Genomic DNA, 17,878 nt, shown 5'->3' with positions numbered 1-17,878 from the left:
ATGAAGCGAGTATTAGTTGTAGGAGGTGCTAATGGAATAGGATTATCAATTGCTACTGAGATATCAAAACGCAAAGATATAGAAAAAATCTATATCGTAGATAAGGTACCATTAGCAGATGAGTATTATAATGAAAAATTTAAGTGCTATCAGTTTGATCTAACTCAATCAGATTATTCCTTATTTGATCAGTTCTCAGATATCGATACTTTAATGATTACTGCAGGTTTCGGGAGGTTACAACTATTCAAGGATTCAGATGAAAATATGATTATGAACAGTTTTAATGTGAACACGATACCAGCAATGCGAATCATTAAGCGTTTCTACAATAAGTTGGAGAAAGACGATAATTTCTATTGTGGAGTTATGGTTAGTATAGCTGGATTTATGTCATCACCTTTCTTTAGTATCTATGCGGCAACAAAGGCTGCTCTGAAGGTTTTTATAGAGAGTGTTAATGTAGAATTGCTTAAAGCTGGTAGTAAAAATCAGATATTAAATGTAAGCCCAGGTTCATTAAAAGGAACTAGTTTTAATAAGGGTAAAACTGATTTGCGTGTAACAGCACCTATGGCTAATGCTATTATTGAGCACTTGGAGAATAAGAATGACCTTTTCATACCTATGTACGATGAGATCTTTAAGAATGTGCTTGAGCGTTATCATGATGATTTCCGAGCGGAAGGAAGTCGTTCTTATGATTATAAAGTAGAATCAGGTCGTACTGATATTTAATAAATACACTTGCATACATGAAATTAATTCATAGATTATATTGTAAGATTTTGTTAATTGCAACAGCAATTTCTTATAAATTTGTTAAAAGAGATAACAATTTATGGGTTTTTGGGGAATGGTTTGGAAATAGATGTAGTGATAATTCCCTCTATTTTGCTAATTATGTTAAAGAAAACTACCCTCATATTCGCGTTGTGTGGATATCAAAAGCATTAGCTGATTTGAGTCCTTTAAATAAAGCTATTGAGTGTTTTAATATGGACACTAGCGAAGCTCATCATATATTAAAACATGCGGGTGTAATCTGTGTAAATGAAGAAATAGTTGATTTAACAGAAAAAAGTAATGCCTATTTTAGTGGTGCTTTTTCATTGAACCTATGGCATGGCGCAGCTTGGAAAAAGGTAGGCTATGATGCTTTCCAATCAAGGTTCTATGCTCTGTCGGAAAAATTATTTAATAGCCATTTTATGACTTCCTATTTTCTTAGCCCATCAACTGAATTTGACAAAATAGCAAAAAAAGCTTTTTATAAAGATGACGGTCATTTGATTAAAGCTGGTTATCCTAGAAATTCAATATTTTATGATAAATCTAGCGTAAACGACGCTAGAATAAAATTTTTAGGCTACTTGAAAAGAAATGGATATGGTTTTGTGAACGAAGATACAAAAATTTTATTATATTTGCCTACATTTAGAGATACAACTTCTAAATCATTTTCATTTAATTCTATAAATGAAAAACTTTTTGAAATATTATTAGTTGAAAAAAATGCCATTGTGATTGAAAAGGTTCATTACATAACTGGTGCAAATAAAGAAGAAGATACTACAAAGAATAATCGAATCATTAATATTATTGAATATAATACCCAGGAATTAATGGCAGCTTCTGATGCGCTTATTACTGATTATTCATCATGCTTTTTTGATTATTTACTATTAGACAGACCAATCATTCATTATATTTATGATTATGATTTTTATTCTAAGAGAGATCGAGGATTATATTATGAAAAGGATGATATAGTATGTGGTCCGGCACCAACAAATACGCAGACATTAATTCAATGTATAGCTGATGTTCTAAATGGTCGAGATACCTTCAGTAAATTAAGAAAGAGCCGATTAACGAAATTTATGGATCATGAATCTAGCAATTCCTGCTCAATAATATTTAATTTTATACAGGAACATTTGTAAAATATGATAATAGGCTACAAAGCATATAAGAGCATGTCTATACCTCAAAAAGCTGCACTTTGGTATATGATTTGCAATGTACTTCAGAAAGGTATAAACTTTTTGGTAATACCAATTTATGTACGATTACTAACAACTTCGGAATATGGTCATTTTACGATGTTCCAATCGTGGAGTAGTGTATTGGTAATTTTTGCCACATTAAATTTGTACTGTGGTGTCTTTACGAAAGCTATGGTTGACTATAGCGAGGATCGTGATCGATATACATCTAGTATGCAAGGACTTAGCTTAATTGTCACAATTATCTTTTTTGGATTATACGTGATTTCACCAAGTTATTGGTCTAAGATATTAGATATAGATAAAATTACAATTTTGCTTCTTTTTTTGTATTTTGTAACTTATCCTTCGGTCTCTTTTTGGTGTGTTAGACAGCGTGTTGAAAACCATTATAAACAAATGGCATTATTAACCATCATAATGTCAATTATGACACCTATCCTAAGTATAATTTTGCTGTTAGGTACGAATTTAAGAGTTAATGCTATTATTTGGGGGACACTTTTAATTCAGATTGTTTTTGGTAGCTATTTTTTTTTAATTCAATTTTATAGAGGGAAATGCTTTTTATATAAAAAATATTGGGTTCATGCATTAAAATTCAATATTCCACTTATACCACATTACTTATCGCTTGTTGTTCTAGGTCAGGTAGATCGATTGCTCATTGGTAAAATTTGTGGAGAAGATAAAGCTGGTATTTATGGATTAGCAAGTCAAGTATCGCTAGCTGCTAGTGTTATAATATCAGCAATAAATGGTTCATATGTCCCATGGACTTACGAAAAATTTAAGATAAAAAATTATGATGAGGTTCGAGCTCAATCAAACAAATTATGTATTCTAGCCGGATTATTGTCATTAGGAGTAATGCTTTTAGGTCCAGATATAATTTTGATAATGGGTACTGATGAGTATATGGATGCTATTTGGATTGTACCTCCAATTGCATTGAGTATATATTTTACTTTTTGCTATAGCCTTTTCTCTATGGTTGAATTTTATTACAATGCAACAAAATATGTGATGATATCAACATCTGTAGGGGCAATATGTAGTATATGTTTAAATATTTTGTTATTACCAAAATTCGGATACATATCAGCTGGCTATACTTCATTAACTTGCTATACGATTTTTCTAGTTATGCATTATATTTTTATGTGCAAAGTCATAAGGAGAAATATTGGTAATGTATCAATATATAACATGGTATTCATGTCAAAAAGTTGGATTATCCTTATTGGATTCATGTTATTAAGCTTATTGATTTATACAATGCCGCTTATTAGATATTTGTTGTTGTTATTATTATTATTATTAGCATATCGTAAACGTTATTTGATTTTGAATTATATTAAATTCAAGAGTAATGATTAAAAAAGATATTACTTTTATATATTGGTCCTCTCAAGAAAAAAGCCTATTTGCTCCTATTATTAAAGAAGCAGAAAAGCGAGGATATCGTGTTAAACTTTCGAACAATAAATTTGAAAAGTGCGAAATTGGTTTTTACTGCCAGCATATTAATTTTCCACAGTATAGTAAATTATCGGTTGTCATGCTACATGATATCTTGCAGCAATATGGTAATTGGCCAGATATTTGGTATAGAGAGCCTTGGAATATTTATGATATAGGTATATTACCAAGTGAACAGTGGGTTAATAATTGGAATAAAAGTTCTCATTGGTATTATACAAGACCTCGTAAAGGTATATTTAAAGTTGGATGGCCTAAAGCTGACGTTATTAAGGATATTCAATCGAACTCGAGTAAAGTTGAATTTTATAAGAAATATAACCTTGATTTGAATAAACGGACAATTTTGTATGCTCCGGCTTGGGAAAATGATCATAAACAAGATGATTTTGTAAAGTCTATGCTTAAGTTAGATGTTAATATTCTTATTAAGCAGGCAAAGTGGCCTGTTAAGGAGTATCCTCAAATTGTTAAGAATATTGAAGAGATGTATGATTTACACAAAGATATTCCTTCGGTAACTATATTACCGCCTGAAACAAATATTTTTGAAGCAATTGCTGTTTCTGATATTTTAGTTTCAGAAGAGTCATCTACTTTATGCGAAGCAGCAATGATGCCTATACCTTCTGTTTCAGTATCTAATTGGTTAATTCCGGACGTAAGTCCTAGTAGATTTCCCAAGTGTGATTATGATTTTGTTATTAAAACAAAAAGAGAAGAATTAACAGATTGTATTAGGGATATGATTGAGAATTATGATTCCTACTATGAAAGAACAAAAGAATTTTCTCGAAAAAACTTTAGCAATATTGGATTGACTGCTAAGATGATTATTGATATATTAGATGATGTTATAGCAAATAAAAATGTTCGATATCAAGCTTTAGTGCCAACAGAGATTAGACATTTAAGTTTTAAAAGATATTTTTATCATAAATATATACAATTTTTGAGATTGGTAGGCGATAATTATGTTCATCGTTCGATAATTGTAAAATTCATTTGGAATCTCTTATTGAGAGTTAAACATGCATTGTAGTATTTGTAACTATATATATCAAAATTATTTGTATGAATAATTTAGAAACATGTATTGTCGTTGTTTTTTTTAATCCTCAACATGATCAAATTTACAAATTTAATGCATTAAGCAATTATTATCCAGTTATTGCTGTAGATAATAGTTCTACAGCTTTGAGTAATGTTAATTTTATGTATTACCCTTTGTATGAAAACAAGGGAATTGCTTATGCTCAAAATGTTGGAATTAAAGAGGCTCTCAATCATAATTATAAGTACATAGTTTTTTTTGATCAGGATAGCAATACTTCAGAAAATTTTGTTGCATCTATGATTGATGAATATATATCGATTAAAAGAGAAGACGATAAACTAGGTATTTTAGGTCCAATAGTTTATGATAATAAATCAGATAAAGAATATAAAAGTTATGCTCACGAAGGATGCACTCATTCGATTGTTCCTTTTGTGATCTCTTCGGGTATGATTATCGATACTTTTATAATTAAGAGTATTGGTTTAATGGACGAGCGGCTTTTTATTGATTATGTTGACTGTGAATGGTGTTGGAGGGCAGGTTCTTATGGTTATCATACATATATGACAAGAAATGTCAAATTGTATCATTCTGTAGGAGACTCATATTTTTCTTTTTGGGGAATAAAATTCGGAATTTCCAAAGCATTTAGATATTTCTATCAATATAGGAATGTAATATTTTTGCTTAGAAGAAATTATGTTCCATTTGGGTGGAAAATCAGATCAATTATTAGATGTATGTTAGATATGCTTGTAGTTCCTATAATTAGTAAAGAAGGTTTCTTATGTTTCAAGAATATGATAAGAGGTATTTATTCTGGAGTTAGATATGAATAAAGCAATAAACTTAGCTGCTTCTATTTTAGTTTTGACGATGATGACTTTCATTGCAAACCTTTATGCTTTAAAAGTATTTATTTTATTTTTATTAATAATAGTATTAAAACGTTGCCCAATATCTCGACCAGTTTTTATACTTTGTTCGTCACTTTGTATTACTACCATTTTACAAGTTATAGTAGGCGTGTTTCGACAAACGGCATATCCATTAGCGACTGTAACAGTTGGTCTTATATGGCCAGTATTATCCTTACTTATAGCAATACCTCTTCTTAGGAGTGATAATAAATTCCGTTCTTTCACGAAGATCCTATTCGTTGGTCATTCTTTTTTGGTTATTTATGATTTACTTTATGCAGCTTCGGTAATATGGCATTTTTATATGCCAAATATCGAACCTACTGTTGAAATACCATTCTCATTTTATGGGTTTACATCTAGAATGAATTTTGATAACCTTAATGTGCTTACGTTTACATCACCAGTTTTTCTTTTCCTTTTTTTTATCAAGTATGATTTCAAAGTAAATCGGATGATTCAGGTTGTTATTTTATTTCTAGATTTTACTTTGTTAATTCTATGCGGTCGTAGAAGTTTAATGCTTATTTTTATATTGTCTCCTTTGGTTGCCTTATTGTTTGGAAATTTGGTTCAAAAAGAAATTAGATCTAAAATATATAAATATATTATTGTTATAATTTCTGTTGTATTATTAATTCTTGCATATTTGTATTCACTGAATAGTGATAATTTTATGGGATATGTTGATACGTTCACAAAGGCCTTTGATAGTAATCAGGAACCAATTAAATATATGCAGATGCAGTCATTATTAGATGTTTTTTATGATAATCCTATTTGGGGCTCAGGCGGTGGTGCTATGATTTGGGATCCTTATAGAAAAGTTTATATGTATCGCGTCGAACTGATGTATTTCCTACAGCTTGCCAATGGAGGTATAGTTGGATTTTTTTTCTATTCAATAAGTATTTTTGGTACTTTACTTGTAGGTCTTTATTATGCACGAAAATATAAGGATTTACTCTTTATTTCATTTTTGATTGGTTATTTCTTTATCCTAATTGCTAATGGAACAAATCCTGTTTTATGTTCATTTGATCTTATGCTGCCTTTATATATATGTTATGCTAAGATAAATCAATTAGCATTAAGAAAATGATTATGGAATTTTATAAATACATATATGTTGTTCTAGTTTACAAGAACATTGACGTTTTAGAGGATTTTTTTAGGACTTTAGATTTTAAACAATCAAAAGTTATTGTTGTTAACAGTTACTTTGATGATTCTTCATTGAAGAAATGTTCTGAGGTTGCTAATAAGAATAATGCAGATTTCATTCCCATTCCTAATAAAGGATTTAGCTATGGTAATAATATTGGGACAAAATATGCATTAGAACATTATAATTTTGAATTCTTAATTCTTTCTAATTCTGATATTAAAATAAAAGATCTTTCTGGGTTGAGTAAATTCGAAGGAAAAGAAATGGTAATAGCACCAGAAACTGTTCTTCGTAATGGTAAGCGTCAAAATCCTGATACACCTTGGAACTTACGTTTTATTTATCCAATGCTAGAGATCTCATTTCGATATAACTTAAAACTGCTCTATACGTTATGTCATATATTTACTAGAGTTAGCCGTGAGTTATTTCGTCTCTTTTCGTTTTTATTTCGAAAAGATAAATATAGAATTTTCAGTGCTCATGGCTCATTTATCATTTTTACAGAAAAATCAGTAGAAAAATTATATCCTTTCTTTGATGATAGAATGTTCTTGTACAATGAGGAATGGTTCTTGGCCTTAAAGGCTAGAAAATGTCAGACTCCTATTTATTATATTCCAGAGTTAAAGGTACTCCATTTAGAAGGTGCCAGTTCCGATTTATCTTCATTTTATAAATATGATAAAGAATCTTTTAGCATCTTAAATGAATGGAGAAAGCATAACTGCCTTTAATTCTAGTTTAAATATTAATTTTCAGAAATAATCCATTAGTTCGATTTGAGATATCTTCAGAACTAATGTATTTGTAATAAAAATCGCCAATTATGAATTATAAGCAAATTAGACCATATCAGGTCTGCAAATGTTGTGTTATGGACACAACAGATGATGATATCCAGTTTGATGAAAATGGAGTATGTATGCGTTGTAATGAATACAAAGAACGTATCGAGCCAAGTTGGAATCATGGAAAAGGTCACGAGGCAGAGTTGAATCAGTTGATAAATGATATAAAGAAAAGCGGGCAGGGTAAAGATTACGATTGCATCCTAGGCCTTAGTGGTGGCTTGGATAGCACTTATATGCTGCACCTTGCTGTTAAGGAATGGGGATTACGTCCATTTGTTTTCCACATTGACTGTGGATGGAATTTACCTGTAGCTGAAGAAAATATTCGTAAGGTATGTAATGGTCTAGGTGTAGAATTGCACATAGAAAAGATGGATTGGGAGGAATTGCGACAGATGCAGTTAGCCTGGTTCCGTACAGGTATGGAAATGTTGGATGCACCTCAGGATCATGCATTTATTGCCTTGATTGATCGTTTCTCTCGTGAATTGGATGTAAAATACATCATGAATGGTTATAATATTTCTACCGAGATAGTAGCAGACCCAGTTTCATGGACAAGCGATGGTGGCCCTACTGGTGATGGTACTTATATGAAGGATGTAATTAAAAAGTATTGCGATATTCCTATCAAGAATTACACTTTCACAAATGGATTCAAACACAAGTTCTGGATACCATACGTGCTAGGAGTTAAGACTTTGAAGCCATTGAATCTTGTACCGGTAACTCGTCAGCAGATGGTTGATACATTGAGTAGTCTTTATGATTACAAACCTTATGGGCAGAAACATTTTGAGGACTTGATCACAAAATTCCTTGAAGGATTCTGGATGCCAAAACGATTCGGTCATGATATTCGCAGAGCTCAGCTTTCTAGTTTGGTTGTAACAGGGCAGATGACACGTAACGAAGCTTTAAAGATTCTAGAACAACCTCCACTAACAGAAGAGGAAAGTATGGAGTTATTTAAAGAGGTAGCCAAACGCTTGGAAATTTCAGAAGAAAAACTTTGGGAGTTCTTTAATATGCCTCATTGTACAGAGAAGTTCAAGAGTCAGGAATGGTTGTATAAAATGGGCATTAAACTCTATGAGGTGCTTGGAATAGAGAAGCGCATCAGAAAATAAAATAACTACCCCAGGAAACCCCCTCATTTTTACTTTTAGTGGCAGGTCCTGGGGCTTATATAATTAATAACAAAAAAGTATTATGGCATACAAAAACATCAAATCTTATCAGATTTGTACAAATTGTGTTTTAGACACACAAGATCCTCATATTCATTTTGATGAAAATGGAGTATGTGATCAATGTAATGATTATAAACATAACATACTTCCAACTCTTGATTGGGACAAAAAGAAAGTTGAGTTTAATGAACTAATCAAGAAGATTAAAGAAGATGGGAAAGGACGTGATTTTGATTGTCTCTTAGGAATGAGTGGAGGAGTTGATTGCTCTTACATGCTCCATCTTGCAGTAAAGGAACTAGGACTGCGGCCCCTTGTTTTTCATGTTGATGGTGGATGGAACTCAGAATTAGCAGTTAATAACATCCAAATGATGGTTGACAAACTTGGATTGGAACTCTATACAGAAGTAATCAATTGGGAAGAAATGAAAGATTTCCAGTTGGCTCTTTTTAAATCTGGAGTACCAACCCTCGATGCAGCCCAAGATCTTGCTTTTATGGGGGGTATGTACAAGTTCGCTGAGAAATATAAGATCAAGTACATTCTTAATGGCTATAATTTGTCATCAGAATTTTGTTCATACCCTAAGAAGTTTTATTATCTTTCTGATACAAAATTCTTCAAGGATATTCTGAACCAGTATGGTACTAAGCCATTGAAAACATTCCCAATGACTAGCGTCTTCTATCGAAAGTTTTGGATGCGTTATATTAAGAAGAGCGTATTTGTTAGATTGCTTACCTATTTTCCTTATGATAAGGAAAAAGCAAAGGAATTATTGCAGAAAGAATATGGATGGAAGCCATATCCTCAAAAGCATTTTGAATCTCGATTTACTCGTTTCTTTGAGGGATACTGGCTTCCTGAGCGTTTTGGCTATGATCCTAGACGTGTGCAGTTCTCAAGTTTGATCCTAGCAAGTCAGATGACTCGCGAGGAAGCTTTGGAAGAGTTAAAGAAGATACCATACGATCCTGATACTATTCGTGATGATTTTAAATATGTAGCAACAAAACTCGGTATCAGTGAGGATGAGCTTCAAGGATATTTTGATATGCCAAAGAAGTTCTATTGGGATTATAAGAATATCGACAGTATGTTAACTAAGGTATCTAAGATTGCTAAATTCTTTGGTGCTGGCACAACACAGACAAGATGATAACAATATTAGATTACGGCTCAGGCAATCTCAATGCCATAAAGAATATCTACGAACGACTGAATATTCCTTTCGAGTTTGCGAATACAAAGCAGCAAATCGAAAAGGCTGATCATATACTCCTTCCAGGAGTTGGTGCTTTTGATGAAACCATCTCAACTTTGCAAAAGAAGAACTTCATAGATATCTTAAATAAAAAAGTTCTTGAAGAAAAAACTCCAATACTCGGCATTTGTGTTGGTATGCAAATGCTTGCGGATAGTAGTGAAGAAGGTAAACTCTATGGCCTCGGATGGATTCATGGTAAGGTGAAGAAATTCGACAAAAATCTCATACTAGGTAAACCAAAGTTGCCTCACCTTGGTTGGAATTCAATTGAGATTACTCGTGAGTACCCTTTGTTTAAGAATATTAATCCTGCAGTTGGGTTCTATTTTGTACACTCTTATTATTATGAGTGTGCAGATATTGCCAATGTGATTTGCCAAACAGTATATGGTAAAATATTCCATTCGGCTGTGAATCGGGAGAATATTTATGGCGTACAATTCCATCCGGAAAAGAGCCATGACAATGGTATTGAACTTCTCAGAAACTTTGCAAACCTTTAGAAGACTATGTTGAGATCTAGAATTATTCCTTGTCTGCTTGTGCATGACAAAGGTCTCGTAAAGACTCTTAAGTTTAGTGTTGAGAATGGTAAGTATGTGGGTGATCCTATCAATGCCGTTAAGATATTTAACGAGAAACAGGTCGATGAGATAATGGTCATCGACATAGACGCTACTGTTGAAGGTCGCGATCCTGATTATGAGATGATCAAGAATGTCGCTACAGAATGTCGCATGCCATTATGCTATGGAGGTGGTGTTAAGACTGTTGAGCAAGTACGTAAGATTATAAAATTAGGTGCAGAGAAAGTCGCTGTCAGTTCTGCTGCTTTGGATAATCCAGATTTGCTTCGTCAAATGAGTGAAGCTGTTGGTGCTCAAAGTATCGTTCTTGTACTTGATATCATGAAGAAGAAAAGTCTGTTTGGTGGCACTCGCTATGAGTTGTTCACTCATAATGGAAAGAAAAAAACGGGCAAGAGACTTTATGATTTCCTTGAGGAAATAAAAGACGTTCCCTGTGGTGAACTGGTTATCAACAACATTGATCTCGATGGTGTGATGACTGGTTACGATTTGGAGATGTGTGATAAGGTGCGTGATTTGACAGAAGTACCACTGACATTCCTCGGAGGAGCAGGCTCATATGAGGACTTAAAAAAACTGGTTGACCGATATAAAGTGATTGGAGCAGCTGCAGGTAGTATTTTTATTTTCAAAGGCAAATATAAGGCAGTTTTGATTCAATATCCTATGCCAGATGAGAAGGTAAAGATACAACCAATATAATAGCATGGACATAAATACTCAGTTTTTTGCACTTTTAAGAGCTAGTGTCACAGATAACCCTATAGATCTATCTTACTTCTAGATTGGAAATCATTACTGAAAATTGCACAGAAGCATGCCCTTGTAGGATTTACATTTGTTGGTATTAAAAAATTGCCTAATAATTATAGACCTAATGAATTAATATTAATGGAGTGGTATGGCTATGCTAATATGATAGCAAAGCGCAATGAGTTAATGAATAGAAAATGTGGTGAGATTACAAAATTGCTAGCACAAGACGGCTACAGATCCGTAGTTATTAAGGGTCAAGCGAATGCAACGATATATCCGTATCCGGAATATAGAACTTCCGGAGATATTGATATTTGGATTGATGGGAAAAGAAAACAAATAATATATTATCTTCTAAAGCATGCAGAGGTAAAGCATATACAGTTTCATTATGCAGATTATAATATACTGTCTGATGTGGAAATAGAAGCTCATTTTATTCCTTCAATGTTATATAACTTCTTCGACAATAATCGTCTTCAAGATATTTTTGAGCAAGAGAGAAATAATTCAATGGAGAACATTGTGACTTTGCAAGATGGTAGTAAAATTGGAGTTCTTACACCTAGAGCAAATGTAATGATGCAACTTGCTCATATGTATGGTCATTTCCTTTTTGAAGGGATTGGATTACGTCAACCGGTTGATTTTTACCTATTGCTAAAAAAAACAGAATTCTCAATCTATGAAAAAAACAATTAATTAATGACATTGCCTGTGTTCATCTTCAAAAATTTGCAGGTTCAATAATGTATGTTTTAAAGCAAGTATTTCAGATAGATGAAAAAGACATGATCGTTGCGTGTAATGAAAAGGCTGGCTCTTATTTGATTCATGAGATATTAAGAGGTGGGAATTTCGGTAAATATGATAACCGATTCCAAACAAGAGAAAGATCAAAGCTGGGAAGCTTTTTATATGTTACATATAGAAGTTTTAGGACTTTTGCTCATTTTCCAAACGATTGCATATGGTTCTTTTTCTACCGAATGAATCAAGGATTGGGGAGGTTTTACAATGGGTATAAATAACTGATTAGAAAATAAAAATGGAAAAAGGAAAGAAGAAAATTCTGATTCATTCTCTTATATTTAGCCCAGATGGCGTTTCCACAGCATATCTATATAATGATATAGCTCTAGCATTCAAAAAAAGAGGATATGAGGTAGTTGTTCTTTCAACGACGCCACATTTTAATGTTGTGGAAAAGCTGTTAGCTGAACAACCGATGAAGTGGGGAGTATGGGGCTTATTTAAAAAGAGTATTTTTAAGGGCATCCCTGTTTATCACGTACCGCAAAAGAAGTTTAAAAGTACTTTTTTGAGATTGATAGGCTTTATCTATTGGCATATCATTTCTTTCTTTGTAGGTCTATTCATCAAGAATGTGGATGTGATACTTTCACCTTCACCACCTTTAACTATCGGGCGTATTAATAACTTCCTTGGTTGGTTAAAAGGGTGTAAGGTGGTTTATAATGTTCAAGAAATATATCCTGATATCCTGAATAAACCAGAGAATAGTCTTATCCATAGGTATCTTCGAGGAATGGAGATGCGTGTTTACAATAACTCTGCCGTAGTAACTACCATTGATCAGGTTTTCTATGATACTATAGTTGACCGATTCAAGGATAAGAACAAACTGCATGTCATACCAAATTTTGTAGATACTGAGTTGTATCATGAAGGTGTTCCTACAGCAGAATTGGACAAGACTCTTTTCCCAGATAATGATAGTATCAAATTGTTATATGCAGGTAATATTGGCTTCGCTCAGGACTGGGAGCCTTTGATCAAGCTTGTAGATAAGACACGTGACTTAAATGTAGAATATTTCCTCATCGGAATGGGAGTAAAGAAAAAGTGGGTTGAAGAACAGAAAGCAGCACTAGGATTGGACAAACTTCACATTCTGGATTATCAACCTCGTCATTTGATGCCAGCAATTTTGGCTTATAGCGATTTGCAGTACATCTTTATGACTCCTGAGCAAGAGGGAATGGGATTCCCATCAAAGGTTTATACAATTATGGCTTGTGGACGTCCTTTACTCGTTTGCTCTGGAGATAATACTCCAATAGTAAGTTTCTTGAAGCTTGTTGGTTGTGCTAAGCTTATTACAAATCATGATCTTGAGCAGAAGACTGATGAAATGGCCGAATGGCTTAAGGGTATGACACGAGAGAAACTTCGTGAGATGGGAGCGAAGGGAGAAAAGATTATAAAAGAGAAATATACGAAAGAAATTGTTGCCAATCAATATGTAGATTTGGTAGATTCAATATTAAAATAAGAAATGATAAAAGTATTGATTACAGGCGCAGGATCCTATGTAGGTGAAAGCGTACGTAACTATATTTTATCTACATCATCTGATTTTGAGATTGATGCTGTAGATACTATGGGAGAAAATTGGAAGAACGCTGACTATTCTAGGTATGATGTTATATATCATGTTGCGGGTATAGCACACGTGAATGCAGATCCTAAGATGGAGGCATTGTATTATAAAGTAAATCGCGATCTGACTATTCAGGTGGCAAAGCATGCAAAAGCTGCAGGTGTAAAGCAGTTTATATTTATGAGTAGTCAGATAGTTTTTCATGAAAGTCAATCATTGAAAGCCGAGAAAATAACCCGTGATACAAGAGAACATCCTAATGGCTTCTATGGTGATAGCAAACTTCAAGCAGAGAAAGGTCTTCGTGAGTTGGAATGTGATACATTCAATATTTGTATCCTTCGTCCGCCAATGATATATGGTCCTAATGCGAAGGGGAATTTTCCTCGCTTAGCAGCATTGGCATGCAAGACTCCATTCTTCCCCGCATGGCATAATAAGAGAAGCATGCTTTATATTGATAATCTTGCAGAGTTTGTAAAACAGGTTGTCCTTGGTCAAATGAGTGGAACTTTCTATCCTCAGAATAGAGAGCAAAGTGATACTGTAGAAATTGTTCGTTTCTTTGCAAAAGAGGCTGCCCATAAAGTTTGGATAACAAAACTTTTAAATCCATTTGTGTGGTTGGGTGGTTTCGTGTTGCAGCCAATAAACAAGATGTTTGCTACTTATTATTATGATCCAGATATGAGCAAACATGATTTTGATTATCAATTGGTATCTCTGGAGGAGAGCCTAAAACTAGTTGCTGATTCATTGAAATAATATATGGATACAAAATTGATATATTGTATAATCATTTTTATATTGTTTGTTGCGGAATCTTTTTATTTTAAAATTGCGGACAAGTTTAATATCATTGATAAGCCTAATGAGCGATCAAGCCACTCAAGTGTTGTCCTTCGTGGCGGTGGTATCATCTTCTTAATAGGTCTTTGGATATGGTGTGCATTCTTTGGATTTCAATATCCATGGTTCTTGTTAGCTGTTACTTTGATTGCAGGTATTAGTTTCATTGATGATATTAAATCACTACCGGATAGAATACGATTAGTAGGACAATTTGCTGCCATGGTGCTGATGTTCTATCAGTTAAATATGCTGTACCTTAATATGTGGTGGGTGGTTTTGCTAGCTCTTGTTGTTTGTGTTGGTGCATCAAACATTATTAATTTTATGGATGGCGTGAATGGTATTACAGGTGCCTATGCATTTGCAAGTTTGATACCATTGTATCTGCTGAATGAGCAGATGATTTTCGTGGAATCTTCATTAATCATTGCTGTTGGATTGGCAGATCTTGTATTCTGTTTCTTTAATTTCCGACCAAAAGGAAAGGCTAAGTGCTTTGCTGGAGATGTAGGTTCTATAGGTGTTGCTTATATCCTTTTATTTTTCATTGGTTCATTGATTATGAAGACGCAGGATATCACCTACCTTATCTTCTTGCTTGTTTATGGTATTGATGGTGTATTGACCATATGTCATCGAATTATTCTTCACGAGAACTTGGGGCAGGCACATCGTAAACATACTTATCAGTTGATGGCGAATGAGCTAAAGATAGGTCATGTTAAGGTGTCATTATTTTATATGGTAATCCAATTGATTGTTTCTCTTTGTTTTATTTATCTATGTCCCAATACAGCAGCTGCACATTGGATATACCTAATAAGTGCTATTGTTGTACTATCAATTGTGTATATTCTCTTTAAGAAAAAGTATTATCATTTGCACGAAGAGTATCTTGCTAGTTTGAAATAATAAATAAAAACAATATATTAAAATGGAAGTAAAGCATTTTAAAGACAATGGAAAGTTAAAGCTCCTCATTATTGTAGGAACCCGCCCGGAAATTATTCGATTGGCAGCTGTCATCAATAAGTGCCGTAAGTACTTTGATGTACTTTTGGCGCATACAGGACAGAATTATGACTATAATCTCAATGGTGTTTTCTTTAAGGATCTGAAACTTGCTGATCCAGAGATTTATATGGAGGCTGTAGGTGATGATCTCGGTTCTACTATGGGTAATATCATCGACAAGAGCTACAAGGTAATGGTAGAAACAAAACCTGACGCAGTTCTTGTATTGGGTGATACCAATAGTTGTTTGAGTGTAATTGGTGCTAAGCGTTTGCACATTCCAATCTTCCACATGGAAGCTGGTAACCGTTGCAAAGATGAGTGTCTGCCAGAGGAGACAAACCGTAGAATTGTTGACATCATTTCAGATGTGAACATGGCATATTCTGAGCACGCTCGTAGATATTTGGCTGATACTGGTCTCCCAAAAGAACGTACATACGTCACCGGTTCTCCAATGGCAGAGGTACTACATCAAAACTTGGCTGATATTGAGGACAGTGATGTTCACCTGCGTCTTGGATTGACAAAGGGTAAGTACATCCTACTTTCTGCTCATCGTGAAGAGAACATAGATACTGAGAAGAACTTTACTTCTCTCTTTACAGCTATTAATAAGATGGCTGAAAAGTACGATATGCCAATTCTCTATTCTTGTCATCCACGTTCACGCAAGCGTTTGGAAAGTACTGGATTCAAATTGGATGAGCGTGTGATCATGCACGATCCTCTTGGCTTCCATGATTACAACTGTTTGCAGATGAATGCATTTGCTGTAGTTTCTGATTCAGGTACACTTCCTGAGGAATCTTCATTCTTCACAAGTGTAGGCCATCCTTTCCCTGCAATATGTATCCGAACATCTACAGAGCGTCCTGAGTCTTTGGATAAAGCCGGATTCATCCTCTCTGGTATTGATGAGAAAGGCTTGCTTCAGGCTGTTGATACAGCTGTAGAGCTTGTCAAAGATGGTGACTTCGGTACACCTGTTCCTGTTTATACTGATGAGAACGTAAGTACAAAGGTTGTTAAGATCATACAGAGTTATGTGGGTGTAGTTAACAAGATGGTTTGGCGTAAGGAGATCTAAATAATGAAAATTCTTGTAACTGGTGCAAAGGGCTTTGTTGGTAAGAATCTTTGCTCACAATTAATAAATATCAAAGATGGTAAGGCTCGTTGTTATGACCACCTTACCATAGATGCTGTATATGAATACGACATTGATTCTACTCCAGAGGAGTTGGATCAGTGGTGTGCAGATTGTGACTTTGTCTTTAATCTTGCGGGTGTGAATCGCCCAAAGGATCCAGAGGAGTTTATGAAGGGCAACTTTGGTTTTGCAACCACATTGCTCAATACGCTTAAGGCGCATAAGAACAACTGCCCCGTGATGATTAGTAGTTCTATTCAGGCTACTCTTGCTGGTCGCTTTGGTAATAGCGAATATGGAAGAAGTAAGAAGGCTGGCGAAGAACTTATGTTTGAATATGGCAAGGAGACTGGTGCGCAGGTTTTGGTGTATCGCTTCCCAAATCTCTTTGGTAAATGGTGTCGTCCAAACTATAACTCTGCTGTGGCTACTTTCTGCAACAATATTGCTAATGATCTCCCAATTCAGGTGAACGATCCTAATGTTGATATGGAACTCCTCTATGTGGATGATTTCGTAGACGAGATGATTGGCGCATTGAAGGGTGAGAGTCATCGTTGTGAGTTTGATGGTGTGGAAACAGTTCCAACTGCTGATGGACGTTATTGCTATGTTCCTACCACTCACAAGGTAAAGCTTGGTGAGATTGTAGATCTGCTACATTCATTTGCAGAAATGCCAAAGACATTGATGATTCCTGAGATTCCAGCAAATTCATTTGCAAAGAAACTCTATAGCACATACCTCAGTTATCTTCCTAAAGAGAAAGCCGTCTTTGATTTGAAGATGAATAAGGATGAGCGTGGTTCATTTACAGAACTCGTTCATACATTAAATTGTGGTCAGGTAAGTATCAATATCTCTAAGCCTGGAATAACAAAGGGACAGCATTGGCACCATACCAAGTGGGAGCTGTTTATCGTTGTAAGTGGGCATGGTTTGATTCAGCTTCGCAATGAAAAAGATCCAGAGGGTGAGATTCTTAATTATGAGGTAAGTGGTGACAACATTCAGAGTGTCATCATGCTTCCTGGATATACTCACAATATCATAAATCTCTCAGAAACAGAGAACTTGGTGACTGTGATGTATTGCAATGAAATATTTGATGCAAATCGTCCTGACACATTCTTTGATCTTGTGGAGAAGTAGC

General features: G+C 34.2%; 17 protein-coding genes. All 17 read left to right on the top strand.

Going from position 1 to position 17,878, the window contains the following annotated elements:
* The 17 genes from CZ225_RS12710 to CZ225_RS12630 all read left to right on the top strand — a co-directional run bounded on the left by CZ225_RS12710 (position 1) and on the right by CZ225_RS12630 (position 17,877).
* Entirely contained in the window at positions 1 to 738 is a 738-nt protein-coding gene (locus CZ225_RS12710) for an SDR family NAD(P)-dependent oxidoreductase (RefSeq protein ID WP_077154348.1), read from the top strand.
* 17 nt (positions 739 to 755) lie between these two features.
* Entirely contained in the window at positions 756 to 1,946 is a 1,191-nt protein-coding gene (locus CZ225_RS12705; protein ID WP_077154347.1) for a CDP-glycerol glycerophosphotransferase family protein, read from the top strand.
* A 33-nt stretch (positions 1,947 to 1,979) separates the two neighbouring features.
* Positions 1,980 to 3,389, top strand: coding sequence for a lipopolysaccharide biosynthesis protein (locus CZ225_RS12700; RefSeq protein WP_159441769.1), 1,410 nt, complete (start codon positions 1,980 to 1,982; stop codon positions 3,387 to 3,389).
* Entirely contained in the window at positions 3,382 to 4,533 is a 1,152-nt protein-coding gene (locus tag CZ225_RS12695) for a CDP-glycerol glycerophosphotransferase family protein (RefSeq protein ID WP_077154345.1), read from the top strand. The genes CZ225_RS12700 and CZ225_RS12695 overlap by 8 nt, the downstream gene beginning before the upstream one ends.
* A 32-nt stretch (positions 4,534 to 4,565) precedes the next feature.
* A complete protein-coding gene (locus tag CZ225_RS12690) occupies positions 4,566 to 5,390 on the top strand; it encodes a glycosyltransferase family protein (protein WP_077154344.1) in 825 nt (274 codons plus the stop codon).
* Entirely contained in the window at positions 5,383 to 6,573 is a 1,191-nt protein-coding gene (locus tag CZ225_RS12685) for an O-antigen ligase family protein (RefSeq protein ID WP_077154343.1), read from the top strand. The genes CZ225_RS12690 and CZ225_RS12685 overlap by 8 nt, the downstream gene beginning before the upstream one ends.
* A gap of 2 nt (positions 6,574 to 6,575) precedes the next feature.
* A complete protein-coding gene (locus tag CZ225_RS12680; RefSeq protein ID WP_129585804.1) occupies positions 6,576 to 7,376 on the top strand; it encodes a glycosyltransferase family 2 protein in 801 nt (266 codons plus the stop codon).
* A 92-nt stretch (positions 7,377 to 7,468) separates the two neighbouring features.
* Complete coding sequence (locus CZ225_RS12675; protein WP_077154341.1) at positions 7,469 to 8,623, top strand: N-acetyl sugar amidotransferase; 1,155 nt, start codon at positions 7,469 to 7,471, stop codon at positions 8,621 to 8,623.
* 82 nt (positions 8,624 to 8,705) lie between these two features.
* Entirely contained in the window at positions 8,706 to 9,848 is a 1,143-nt protein-coding gene (locus CZ225_RS12670) for an N-acetyl sugar amidotransferase (protein ID WP_077154340.1), read from the top strand.
* Positions 9,845 to 10,459 carry an imidazole glycerol phosphate synthase subunit HisH gene (hisH, locus tag CZ225_RS12665; protein WP_077154339.1) on the top strand — a complete coding sequence of 205 codons (615 nt, stop codon included), beginning with the start codon at positions 9,845 to 9,847 and terminating at the stop codon, positions 10,457 to 10,459. Before CZ225_RS12670 ends, hisH begins: the two co-directional genes overlap by 4 nt.
* A 6-nt stretch (positions 10,460 to 10,465) precedes the next feature.
* Positions 10,466 to 11,248, top strand: coding sequence for an AglZ/HisF2 family acetamidino modification protein (locus tag CZ225_RS12660; RefSeq protein WP_077154338.1), 783 nt, complete (start codon positions 10,466 to 10,468; stop codon positions 11,246 to 11,248).
* Between the two features lie 69 nt (positions 11,249 to 11,317).
* Positions 11,318 to 12,004: a nucleotidyltransferase family protein gene (locus CZ225_RS12655; RefSeq protein WP_083714641.1), complete on the top strand. Its 687-nt coding sequence runs from the start codon at positions 11,318 to 11,320 to the stop codon at positions 12,002 to 12,004.
* A 346-nt stretch (positions 12,005 to 12,350) separates the two neighbouring features.
* On the top strand, positions 12,351 to 13,598 hold the full coding sequence (locus CZ225_RS12650) for a glycosyltransferase family 4 protein (protein WP_077154336.1): 1,248 nt from the start codon (positions 12,351 to 12,353) through the stop codon (positions 13,596 to 13,598).
* A gap of 3 nt (positions 13,599 to 13,601) precedes the next feature.
* Positions 13,602 to 14,471: an NAD-dependent epimerase/dehydratase family protein gene (locus CZ225_RS12645; RefSeq protein WP_077154335.1), complete on the top strand. Its 870-nt coding sequence runs from the start codon at positions 13,602 to 13,604 to the stop codon at positions 14,469 to 14,471.
* A gap of 3 nt (positions 14,472 to 14,474) precedes the next feature.
* Complete coding sequence (locus tag CZ225_RS12640) at positions 14,475 to 15,470, top strand: MraY family glycosyltransferase (protein ID WP_077154334.1); 996 nt, start codon at positions 14,475 to 14,477, stop codon at positions 15,468 to 15,470.
* Between the two features lie 22 nt (positions 15,471 to 15,492).
* Positions 15,493 to 16,662 (top strand): non-hydrolyzing UDP-N-acetylglucosamine 2-epimerase, encoded by a 1,170-nt coding sequence (wecB, locus tag CZ225_RS12635; protein WP_077154333.1) that lies wholly within the window; start codon positions 15,493 to 15,495, stop codon positions 16,660 to 16,662.
* Positions 16,663 to 16,665: 3 nt separating this feature from the next.
* Entirely contained in the window at positions 16,666 to 17,877 is a 1,212-nt protein-coding gene (locus CZ225_RS12630; RefSeq protein WP_077154332.1) for a polysaccharide biosynthesis C-terminal domain-containing protein, read from the top strand.
* Position 17,878: the final 1 nt, after the last annotated feature.

Origin of the sequence: Bacteroides bouchesdurhonensis (assembly GCF_900155865.1) — a bacterium.
GTDB lineage: Bacteria > Bacteroidota > Bacteroidia > Bacteroidales > Bacteroidaceae > Bacteroides > Bacteroides bouchesdurhonensis.
This window is presented reverse-complemented; position numbering and strand designations above follow the sequence as displayed.

Bases quoted from the DNA above. Each gene is read 5' to 3' on its own strand.
- CZ225_RS12710 (WP_077154348.1), top strand. From the start codon at position 1: ATGAAGCGAGTATTAGTTGTAGGAGGTGCTAATGGAATAGGATTATCA.
- CZ225_RS12705 (WP_077154347.1), top strand. From the start codon at position 756: ATGAAATTAATTCATAGATTATATTGTAAGATTTTGTTAATTGCAACA.
- CZ225_RS12700 (WP_159441769.1), top strand. From the start codon at position 1,980: ATGTCTATACCTCAAAAAGCTGCACTTTGGTATATGATTTGCAATGTA.
- CZ225_RS12695 (WP_077154345.1), top strand. From the start codon at position 3,382: ATGATTAAAAAAGATATTACTTTTATATATTGGTCCTCTCAAGAAAAA.
- CZ225_RS12690 (WP_077154344.1), top strand. From the start codon at position 4,566: ATGAATAATTTAGAAACATGTATTGTCGTTGTTTTTTTTAATCCTCAA.
- CZ225_RS12685 (WP_077154343.1), top strand. From the start codon at position 5,383: ATGAATAAAGCAATAAACTTAGCTGCTTCTATTTTAGTTTTGACGATG.
- CZ225_RS12680 (WP_129585804.1), top strand. From the start codon at position 6,576: ATGGAATTTTATAAATACATATATGTTGTTCTAGTTTACAAGAACATT.
- CZ225_RS12675 (WP_077154341.1), top strand. From the start codon at position 7,469: ATGAATTATAAGCAAATTAGACCATATCAGGTCTGCAAATGTTGTGTT.
- CZ225_RS12670 (WP_077154340.1), top strand. From the start codon at position 8,706: ATGGCATACAAAAACATCAAATCTTATCAGATTTGTACAAATTGTGTT.
- hisH (WP_077154339.1), top strand. From the start codon at position 9,845: ATGATAACAATATTAGATTACGGCTCAGGCAATCTCAATGCCATAAAG.
- CZ225_RS12660 (WP_077154338.1), top strand. From the start codon at position 10,466: ATGTTGAGATCTAGAATTATTCCTTGTCTGCTTGTGCATGACAAAGGT.
- CZ225_RS12650 (WP_077154336.1), top strand. From the start codon at position 12,351: ATGGAAAAAGGAAAGAAGAAAATTCTGATTCATTCTCTTATATTTAGC.
- CZ225_RS12645 (WP_077154335.1), top strand. From the start codon at position 13,602: ATGATAAAAGTATTGATTACAGGCGCAGGATCCTATGTAGGTGAAAGC.
- CZ225_RS12640 (WP_077154334.1), top strand. From the start codon at position 14,475: ATGGATACAAAATTGATATATTGTATAATCATTTTTATATTGTTTGTT.
- wecB (WP_077154333.1), top strand. From the start codon at position 15,493: ATGGAAGTAAAGCATTTTAAAGACAATGGAAAGTTAAAGCTCCTCATT.
- CZ225_RS12630 (WP_077154332.1), top strand. From the start codon at position 16,666: ATGAAAATTCTTGTAACTGGTGCAAAGGGCTTTGTTGGTAAGAATCTT.